The sequence below is a fragment of the Xanthomonas cissicola genome (assembly GCF_008801575.1).
Lineage (GTDB): Bacteria > Pseudomonadota > Gammaproteobacteria > Xanthomonadales > Xanthomonadaceae > Xanthomonas > Xanthomonas cissicola.
Genome location: NZ_VZPL01000036.1, coordinates 37,792 through 46,972, shown reverse-complemented (window position 1 = coordinate 46,972; position 9,181 = coordinate 37,792). Strand labels below are relative to the sequence as shown.

6 protein-coding genes and 3 pseudogenes are annotated in these 9,181 nt (G+C 62.7%); 4 read left to right on the top strand and 5 right to left on the bottom strand.

Annotation, left to right across the window (positions count from 1 at the left end):
* The 4 genes and pseudogenes from F7R02_RS15345 to F7R02_RS15330 all read right to left on the bottom strand — a co-directional run.
* The coding region (locus tag F7R02_RS15345; protein WP_151210039.1) for a transposase at positions 1-187 on the bottom strand (187 nt) is incomplete at its 3' end.
* Positions 188-206: 19 nt separating this feature from the next.
* Positions 207-530: pseudogene (locus F7R02_RS15340) on the bottom strand (MBL fold metallo-hydrolase); the annotation flags it as partial.
* 136 nt (positions 531-666) lie between these two features.
* On the bottom strand, positions 667-1,065 hold the full coding sequence (locus F7R02_RS15335) for a hypothetical protein (protein WP_011051961.1): 399 nt from the start codon (positions 1,063-1,065) through the stop codon (positions 667-669).
* Between the two features lie 403 nt (positions 1,066-1,468).
* Positions 1,469-2,867 (bottom strand): annotated as a pseudogene (locus F7R02_RS15330) (trypsin-like serine peptidase).
* 484 nt (positions 2,868-3,351) lie between these two features.
* On the opposite strand from F7R02_RS15330, the pseudogene xopAP reads away from it, so the two are divergent.
* A pseudogene (gene xopAP, locus F7R02_RS15320) lies at positions 3,352-4,631 on the top strand (XopAP family type III secretion system effector).
* A 352-nt stretch (positions 4,632-4,983) separates the two neighbouring features.
* Here xopAP and F7R02_RS15310 read toward each other — a convergent pair.
* Positions 4,984-6,366, bottom strand: coding sequence for an APC family permease (locus F7R02_RS15310; RefSeq protein ID WP_078590110.1), 1,383 nt, complete (start codon positions 6,364-6,366; stop codon positions 4,984-4,986).
* Here F7R02_RS15310 and F7R02_RS26400 point away from each other — a divergent pair.
* The 3 genes from F7R02_RS26400 (at position 6,365) to F7R02_RS15295 (ending at position 8,647) form a co-directional block, all read left to right on the top strand.
* Positions 6,365-6,505: a hypothetical protein gene (locus F7R02_RS26400; RefSeq protein WP_016850087.1), complete on the top strand. Its 141-nt coding sequence runs from the start codon at positions 6,365-6,367 to the stop codon at positions 6,503-6,505. The genes F7R02_RS15310 and F7R02_RS26400 overlap by 2 nt on opposite strands.
* 53 nt (positions 6,506-6,558) lie before the next feature.
* Positions 6,559-7,323: a LuxR family transcriptional regulator gene (locus F7R02_RS15305; protein WP_003491035.1), complete on the top strand. Its 765-nt coding sequence runs from the start codon at positions 6,559-6,561 to the stop codon at positions 7,321-7,323.
* A 382-nt stretch (positions 7,324-7,705) separates the two neighbouring features.
* A complete protein-coding gene (locus F7R02_RS15295; protein ID WP_078590111.1) occupies positions 7,706-8,647 on the top strand; it encodes a proline iminopeptidase-family hydrolase in 942 nt (313 codons plus the stop codon).
* The last annotated feature ends 534 nt before the right edge of the window (positions 8,648-9,181 follow it).

Genomic DNA, 9,181 nt, shown 5'->3' with positions numbered 1-9,181 from the left:
AACGGTTCATGCGTGTGTAGACCGTATGCCAGTTGCCAAAGCGCTTGGGTAGGCCGCGCCATTTGCAGCCATGCTCGGCAACGTAAAGGATGGCGTTGACCACTTGCAGGTTGGTCATGCTGACATTGCCGCGCTGCGCCGGCAGGCAGTGTTCGATCAGAGAAAATTGTGCTGGCGTGATCTCCATGCCCAATAGTTTAATCGCTCGGGCCATTAGTGTTAACAGGCCCTAGTTGCTGCGCCACGCCGTTGCCGCAATCGACGAGATACGGTTGCCCGTCGATGACCAAGGCATTGGCGGCCGCCGCCCGCAATGGCGAGGGTGTCGGGCCACCCTTGGTGCCCAGCAGCACCAGCACGCTGCCCTTGGTCGGAAAGGGTGCAGTCGGCGCGGGGCCGGGCTGGGAAGATGTTTGTCGTGCCGGGGGACGTGCCGCAGCGCCGAGCTGCCCCACCGCAGTCAGCGCACTCGCAGCTAATGCAGTGCGTAGCAGCGTGCGACGGGAACGGGAGGGATGAGATGCGGTCATTGCGGCTCGTGTCGATGTGCGTGGGTTGAGTGTCGACGCAATTCTGCGTGCTGGATACACAATACGGCAGGCGTCGCTGGCAGCGGTCCGAAACAGCGGCCCATACGCTGTTTTTTCGCAGCTCCTGCTGCCATTCTCAGAATTCGCGCGCAATGAATTGATCCAAGGCCTGCGAACGATAGAACGCCATGCATTGGGCGAAGATGCGATTGAAGGGGCCACGGCGCGCTTCGTCCTTCATCGGGACTTCGCGCTTGTCCAAACCCGCCGTGTTGGCGTCGACAAAACGATGCAGGCGGTCGGTTGCGCCGGCCTTGGCGTTGTCCATCGCATAGGTAGTCAGCAGATACGAGCGGTCGCGCAGCTGATCGGGTGCGTACTTGCCGCTATGCGTGTAGTTGTCATCCAGGCATCGCTGCAGTGCGTAAGCCTTGATGTCCTCGCGATCGGCCGGCTTGCCGGCCGCCAGGGCAGGGGTTTGCAGCGCCAAGGCAGCAAGGGTGATAACCCACAGTGGGGTATGTATGCGAACCATGGGCGGCCGTTGTGAAGGAAAAGACCCAATCAGTCTGCATCATTGCGTCGCTCGCCGCCGGTAGCGCAGCGTTGGTGCAGCCGAAGCCAATCTCGCATTGCCCGATTTGCCGAAGTGAGTCTTGTACACGCACCGTGGCGGCAACGCACCGACGCGCTTGTTGGGCGAGGCTGCAAAATAAGCAGCTGTGGAGCGATGCCTCGCGCGAGCGCATCACGCCATTGCCATGAGTACGTGGCCAGAAGATGGTGGTGTCATTCGAAGGCGTGCGGACATTGCAGCGTTAGGGGCAGCGCATGCACCCATCGCTGAACCGTAGACGCCTCGCCCGGCAAACGGATTGCCGGACCAAGCGCGATCAAGCGTGGCAGGCGCAACATCGCCTGCCACGCGGCTTGGCCGCTTACTGGCCGAAGTAGGTAGAAATGGTGGAATACACGTCCGAGAAGCGCGAGTAGTAATCCGGATCGGTCTGCGCGCTGCAGAACGAATAGCCGCCATACAGGCCGCCACGCAGCTGGTAGGCGCCACCGCTGGCGATGGTGAACAGGCCCGAGCCGGACGAGCCGCCTTCGGTGACACCGTCGTTCCAGACCACACGATAGAGAGGGCTCTTGCCATCGATGGAGCTGCTCAGCGCATTCACCGTACCCAGCGAATACTTCTTGACGTCGCCCGATGGGTGATGGATGCCGACAATCGAAGTACCGGTAGAACCGATCGCCGCGCTATTCCACGCTGCGTAGAATGCGCCGCTTGGCGGTGCGGTCTTCAGCTCCAGCAATGCGGTGTCGCGCGTGGTGTTGGCATGCCGCAGGAATGCGCCGCCCGTCAGTGTGGTTGCCTGCGAGCTGACCGTACTGCCATTGCAGCTGGCCGCATCGTAGAACCAGTATGTCTGCAGCGTGTTGGCCACGGTCTGCGTGCTGATGCAATGCGCCGCAGTCCAGAACAGGTTGCGTTTGGGCGAATTGGTATTGTTGAGCAGGGTGCCGGTGCCCAGGAACGAGCCCTGGCTGGTGGTGAACACCATGCGCGCCACTGCCTTTGCGGCGCTGGTAAAGCCGGTCGTGGGGTTTGGCACGGCAGACGATATCGTTCTGACAGGAATCGCTTTCGCCGATGGCAATGGTCATCATGTCGCGCGGGCTGGCAGTGGGGCTGATATCCAGATGCGACAGCTGCGGGATGCTGAGGCTGAAGTTCTCCGGATACAGCCCGGCCGGCAGCGACAGTTCGACCAGCAGGTCCTCGCCACTCACCGTCGGCGACCACCCGATGTCGTTGCCGCTGGCAGCAAAGCTGGCGCCGGATTGCTCGAACACGCGACCATCGTTGCCGGCAAAGCGCAGCGTCGCCTTGGACGGGTCGCCAGGCGTTGCACCGGCGCCACGCAGGATCAGCGATGCACGCAACGATGCCGCCTGTGCGGAGCTGACTTTGAGGCTGGCCACGCGCGAGCCATCGGGAGCCATCTGCCAATCGAGCTTGGACAGGTTCACCGTCGGCTGTGCGACTGCACGCGAAAAACCGATCTGCAACGGCTGCCCCTGCTTGACCTGCGCAATGCGACGCTCGCGCACACGGCCGATCTCGGCACTGGTGGGTGCGGCAAGTTGCACCACGCGCGTGGGCAGAACGCCGCCGCGTAAACTCGCCGATTGCAACGTTGCCGCACCAAGCTTGGCCGCCTGCGGCGCGGTGGTGACCGGCGCTGCATCCATCTCGGTCGGTGGAGCGGCCGCTGCGGTGCCGGAAATAGCGGAAAACAACGCCAGATACATCGCGTTCTTGCGATTCATGGGTAGTCCTTCTCGTCAGGGATCGTCAGGCTGCAGCGGGGGCTGCAACAAGCGGGCGCCATCGTTGGCGCCGAACGAGCCTAGCGGAAGTTCAAAGATGAATATGTGCTGAAAATCTCTTTCGTGAATGGAAAGTCGTTCTCAATACAAAGCTCGCAAGAGTCTGCCAACCATTGGGCCGTCGTGTCGTCGGCCCGGACGTCGCGGTAGCTCCCAGGGCGGCCATGTTGGTTCTGGTCAGCAGGTGCAAGTCCAGCATCCTGCTGCGCAGTGGCAGCTTGGTGTCTTCAATCCACGTGATCTTCGTGGTGGCGATCAGCGCTCCTAGGGCTTTGGGAGACCTCACCCCGGCCTGGAGGGATGCACAGCGATGGTGGAGCCAGTGAACCCTCCGTTCGTTTTCACGGCGGTGGACGACATCTCTGGCTGCTTGCCAGGCGGGGATATCACCAGAATCTCTGCGCACTCACGTGGAATATGTCGCATGCGACCCACTTCAACTTCTTTTCCAAGTCTGCCGCACGCGCAATCGCGCGAGAGCGATAGCTGCGTGCCTGTCTCCGCTACCGCTTTCCCCTGGCACGTGCGCGAGAGCGCCAATGCGTTTCCCGGTCTCAGCGCTGCGCCGGTCAAACGCGTACGCAAAGTGACACAATCAATCGCGGCAGATGCGTCGCGGTCATCTGGCATGCGTCTGCCGCAGGTAGATACCCAGGTATGCGATCTCGTCAGCGCGATTGCCCAAGTGGATCATGCATCGGCGCAGCCACACGGACAGGATCCGCAATGGGAAATGCGCTGCCGCACCGTACTCGAAAGCATGCGCGCATGCGCAGGCGAATCCTACAAGGGCGATCCGGCGACGGTGGCTGACATCGATGGGTTGCATCTCAATGTGCCGATGTCCACGCGGCGGTTGAAACTATGGGAGCGAGAGACCGACGACGTGATTGTCGTGGTGCTGGGTTTTTCCGGTACATGCCTGGATGCGACCGACGACCTGTTATGCGACATGAAAAGCCAGATCGCGCAGGTACACGTCAACGTCTTCGACGAGCGCCTTCCGACCTTGGGCAAGGTTGGAGCGGGCTGGCAGGAATGGTGGCAGTCCGAAGCTCAGTTGCCGCGCGCCGACGGAACCGTCATGAAGGACGTGCTGAAACGCTACACGAATCGCGCGCGGGAGAGCGGCAAGGCGTGTCGATGTCATTGACGGGACACAGTCTGGGCGCAGCAGTGGCCACGGTCGCCGGTTTCGACATCACGCACTTTCTGCGCGCGGCCGGAGCCCCGGGCAAGATCAGCATTTATTCATTCAATCCGCCGCGGCTCGGGCCAGCCGGCGCCGACAAACACTATATGCAAAGCTTGAGATCGAAGTACAGCGAGCTGCGATTCACGCTGCGCCAGTTTACGCGCGCTCTGGATCCGATCCAGTCGGTGCCCTTTTTCATGCATCACCCTCACTGGGATCACCCCGGGGCTGCTGACGAGCGCGCCGGCAGCACCAGCGGTGATCGCTTCGCTCAGTTCATCACCGTGACGGACGGCCCGGCCAGCACTGTCAACCTGGCGGACAATCACGAATTGACGTTGTGGCGACCTTATTTCCTGTCCAAGATCGAGCCGGCCGATCTGCAGCGCATCTTTTCTCCCATGGAAGTGCCACAAGGGACATCCGGAGACCGGCGTCTTTCCCGCAGGCGACTGTTCGCCTCGTTGCTGCCGTACCGCGAGCCGCCGGCCAATAGCCGGCCGGATTAAGTAGCCGGCAATCAATGGCGAATAAATTTTCTAAGCCAAGAGGGATTTTCTAAAGCGTTATCAATCCTGACCCCTGGCCATGAAGATCGCTCGCTGCACGTCAAACCGGCGCCAGGCAGTGCTTGGACTGCAACATGCCCGTGGCAAGTCGCGGCAGCATCTCGCGAAAACGGATCGATGGTTGAGCGATCGTCCATTTCTGCAACTAGAGCCCTGCGTATCCGCATTGATGGCGTGATGCACCACGCTGATGACGTGTTTGAGGTTGCCCAGCACGAATTTGACCCGTCGCGCACCGCGGCACCGGTGGGCCAGGAGTAAGCCGGCACAACAGACGGTGCTGCTGTGGCGGCTATTCCAGCGCGTCGCTGGCGCGGAATTCGGTGGAGCGTCCGCTGAGTTTCAAAAACGCCAGTACCGCCAGCCCCACCGCCATCCACGCAGCGCCGCCCAGTTGTGCATGCAGATCGGCATTGAGCAGCACGTAGGCCAGGATGACGATCCCGATCAAGGGCACCGCGCCATGCAGCACATGCCGGCCCTGGGTGCGGAAGTGCCACAGCACTGCGATATGCAGCAGCACGAAGGCGGTCAGTGCGCCGACGTTGCACAGCGACGACAGCAGCGCGATCTGCCCGACGAAGACTTCGCCCAGTACCAGACTCAGGCCCGCCACCAGCAGGATCGCGCGCTGCGGCACGCCGGTGCGTGGGTGGATGTAGCGCAGAAAGCCCGGCAACTGCCGGTCGCGCGCCATGGCGAACAACAGCCGCGAGGTGGCCGCCTGTGCAACCAATGAATTGGCGATTGCCGCGCTGATCGCCACGGTGAGCGCAATGACGATCTGCAGCCATGGCCCGGCGATCAATCGCCCGATCTCGAAGAACGCATCGTTGGATGCCTGCGCGCTTGGGTAGCGCTGCAGGGTGGGCTGCAGCAATGCCGCCAGCCAGGTTTGCAAGACGAACAGCCCTGCCACGATCAGCAATGCCAGCAAGGTTGCACGTCCCACCACACGGTTGCCACCGCGCGCTTCCTCGGACATGGTGGAGATTGCATCGAAGCCGAGGAACGACACCACCGCCACCGACAACGCGCTGAAGATCAACTGCGGAGAAAACGCTTGTGGGTTATACAGCGGGCGCCAGCTCCAGTGCGCCCCATTGACGCCGCGCTGGATCGCCAGCGTCGCCAGCACCACGAACACCGCCAATACCAGCAACTGCGCAAGCAGGAAAAAGCGATTGGCGCGTGCGGTGGTTTCGATGCCACGCAGGTTCACCACCGTGTTGAGCACCACGAAGAATGCAATCCACGCCGACTGGGGTACCGCCGGCAACACGGTATGCATCGCATTGGCGCCGACCACATACAGCAGGGTCGGCACCAGCAGGTAGTCGAGCAGAATCGCCCAGCCGGCCAGAAAGCCCATGCCGCTGCTCAGCCCGCGCCCGACATAGGCATACACCGAACCCGCCACCGGAAATGCCTGCGACATCTGCTGGTAGCTCAGTGCGGTGAACAGCATCGCCACGAAGCCGACCAGGTAGGTCAGCGGCACCATCCCGGCACTGATGTCGAAGACGCCGCCGAAGATCGAGAACGGCGCCGTGGGCACCATGCACACCAGCCCGTAGATCAACAGATCCTTGAGCGTGAGCTGCCGCTTGAGCTCCTGTGCGTAGCCGAAGCGTTCCAGCGTGGCCGCATCGTCGCGGCGTGGAGTGTCGATCATGCAGGTGTCCGCTGAAAGGAATGCCGGCACGCAGCGCAAGCGCCTGGACGACCTGAACGCCGGTGCCATGCTGCCGCCATATGACCGGCATTGTGACGATAATGTGGCCGGCAAGCCCATCCATTGGCAAAAGTGCTAGGTTTTCCATGCTGGATGTCATCTGCTGGCAACCACCGGTACCGAAGGATCACCATGTTCGACATTCTGGCCAGCCTGGGCCGCGATCTGCAGGCGTTGCGGACGCTCGATAGCTGCCTGGACCGGGTATTTGGCGATGTCTGTGCGCTCGGCTTCCAGTCGCTGGTTTACGACTACGCGCCGGTGCCCCTGAGTCTGGAGGGGGCGCTGATCACGCCGACGGTGTTCATGCAGCGCAATGCGCCGGGCGATATGCAGCATGTGTGGTGCGAGCACGGGTACTACCAACATGACCCTGTTCAGCAGCGTGCAACGCGACGTACCACGCCGTTCGTATGGTCGTACCGCACCGACGGCCATTGCCCGGGTGTGGAATATGTGGGCGGTCAGCACCGGCAAGTGACCCGGTATCTATGCGATAGCGGCATGGGCACCGGTGTCACCGTGCCGCTGCATTTGCCTGGTGGCGCATTCGCCACCTTCAGCGGCGCGATCGATGCCGCGGCGGCACAAGCGCCGCGTTTGGCCGAAGCGCAGTTGCTGCCCTTCCTGTTGCTGGCGCATGCCTTCCAGTCGCGTGCGCAGGAGTTGCTGGATCCGCAGGAACGCCGCTGTCACCACATCGCGCTGACCCGTCGCGAGCGCGAATGCCTGCAATATTCGGCCAAAGGCCTGACGTCCAAACGGATCGCCGCGGCACTTAACCGTTCAACCGCCACGGTAAACCTGCATCTGAATTCAGCCGCCCGCAAGCTGGGCGCACGTAACCGCGTGGAAGCAGTGGTGCGTGGTATGCACTATCGATTGCTGGAGCCATAAGCATTATTCGAGCGTGCCTGCGTCGCTGCGGTACCGCGGCGACGCAGGTTTCGCAGTGGCAGAGCGCATATGGAATGCCGCTTCGCTGGCGCGACCCACCCGTGTTCGAAACGCTGATCTGTTCTTGGACCGAATGGAATCCAGTGGCGCTCGCAGATGCGATAGATGCGGTGATTCGAAAGCCGTCATTTCGATCAAAAAGCGGTGCTGAGTCGCGCGCTCGCCGTTGCAGCCGGCGACGCGCCGCGTTCGATCGAACCGGCTATCGGCCAGCACCAACCGCGCATCCGGGCGCGCCCAAACCTGTGAAATTTGCCAGTTAACGCTGCTCGGCGCGCTCGCTAGGCTCGGGCCTCATCATTGCCGTAGGCAGGCGCAGGTCATGCAGTGCACCGAGGGTTACGTCGAATTCCGCGGCTACCGCACCTGGTACCGCATTACCGGCGACCTGTGCGCGGATGCCTGCCCGCTACTGGTGCTGCACGGCGGCCCCGGGTGCACGCACGACTACGTGGACAGCTTCAAGGACCTGGCAGCCAATGGCTGCGCGGTGATCCACTACGACCAGCTGGGCAACGGGAACTCCACCCATCTGCGCAATGCCGAGCCAGGCTTCTGGACAGTGGGGTTGTTCCTGGACGAGCTGCAGACGCTGATCGCGCATCTGGGGCTGTCGCAATACGCATTGCTGGGCCAGTCCTGGGGCGGAATGCTGGCAGCCGAACATGCGGTGCGCCGTCCGGCTGGCCTGCGGGCGCTGGTGATCGCCAATTCGCCCGCCTCGATGGGGTTGTGGCGCGCTGCTGCGCTGCGCCTGCGCGCGCGCCTGCCCGAGGATATCCAGGCAGCACTGGACGAGCACGAAGCCGCCGGTACGCTGGATCATCCGGCCTATCGCGCCGCCAGTCAGGTGTTCTACGCGCAGCACGTGTGTCGCGTGCTGCCGTGGCCTGCCGAGGTCGCGCGTACGTTTGCCGCCATCGACGCCGATCCAGCCGTGTATCACGCCATGAACGGCCCGACCGAATTCCACGTGGTGGGCAGCCTGCGCAACTGGAGCATCATCGAGCGCCTGCACCGCATCACCGCACCCACGCTGGTGCTCTCTGGCAAGTACGATGAAGCCACGCCGGAAACCGTCGAGCCCTATGCGCGGTTGATTCCGGATGCGCGCTGGCACGTGTTCGCCAACTCCAGCCACATGCCGCACGTGGAAGAACGCGTGGCGTGCATGCGCCTGGTCGGCAATTTCCTGGACGATCAGACACCGTGGCCCGGTGGCCAGATGTTGCGCTCGTCAGCACTGGCCAATCGCGCTGTTTGAGCGTGCAGGGTGCGTGTGCGATGGCCAGCGGGCCGATCGACCGCACTGCGTTTAGCTGCCTGCCTGCTGCGATGATGCGGCTATGGGCGGACACCTCAATCCGTGCCTGCGATAGATGCCCTGCAGCGTCGTATGCTTGCATCGAGGCAAGCGCGGCGCTGCATGCGTTCCGCGCATCCGTGTCGATGGAGGTTCGAGCACGGTCGCAGGCCCGCTTCAAGCTGCCGGCCCATGTTGATGCGCCGGCGTCTCAGTGCACACGCCGCAGCGTGGGAGGCATCGCAGGCTACTGGCGGCCAGGCGCGTAAGCGCTCTGATGCGCTGCGACGGCGCTCGCGCGCGACAGCTTGCGTCCGCAGGTTCGTGCCGATGTAGAGGCAAATGCTGCATTGCATGACGGCAATGCAGGGGCCAGCTGCGATCGCCAGGCGCGCTGATTGCGTCCATGCCTGTCGCTGCGATCGGCATGTCGATCGTGACGGTTGCAGGCGCGATTGCTCTGCGCGTTCGAGCACGTGCGTATCGCCGGCATCT

Bases quoted from the DNA above. Each gene is read 5' to 3' on its own strand.
- F7R02_RS15335 (WP_011051961.1), bottom strand. From the start codon at position 1,065: ATGGTTCGCATACATACCCCACTGTGGGTTATCACCCTTGCTGCCTTG.
- F7R02_RS26400 (WP_016850087.1), top strand. From the start codon at position 6,365: ATGCAGGTGTCCGCTGAAAGGAATGCCGGCACGCAGCGCAAGCGCCTG.
- F7R02_RS15310 (WP_078590110.1), bottom strand. From the start codon at position 6,366: ATGATCGACACTCCACGCCGCGACGATGCGGCCACGCTGGAACGCTTC.
- F7R02_RS15305 (WP_003491035.1), top strand. From the start codon at position 6,559: ATGTTCGACATTCTGGCCAGCCTGGGCCGCGATCTGCAGGCGTTGCGG.
- F7R02_RS15295 (WP_078590111.1), top strand. From the start codon at position 7,706: ATGCAGTGCACCGAGGGTTACGTCGAATTCCGCGGCTACCGCACCTGG.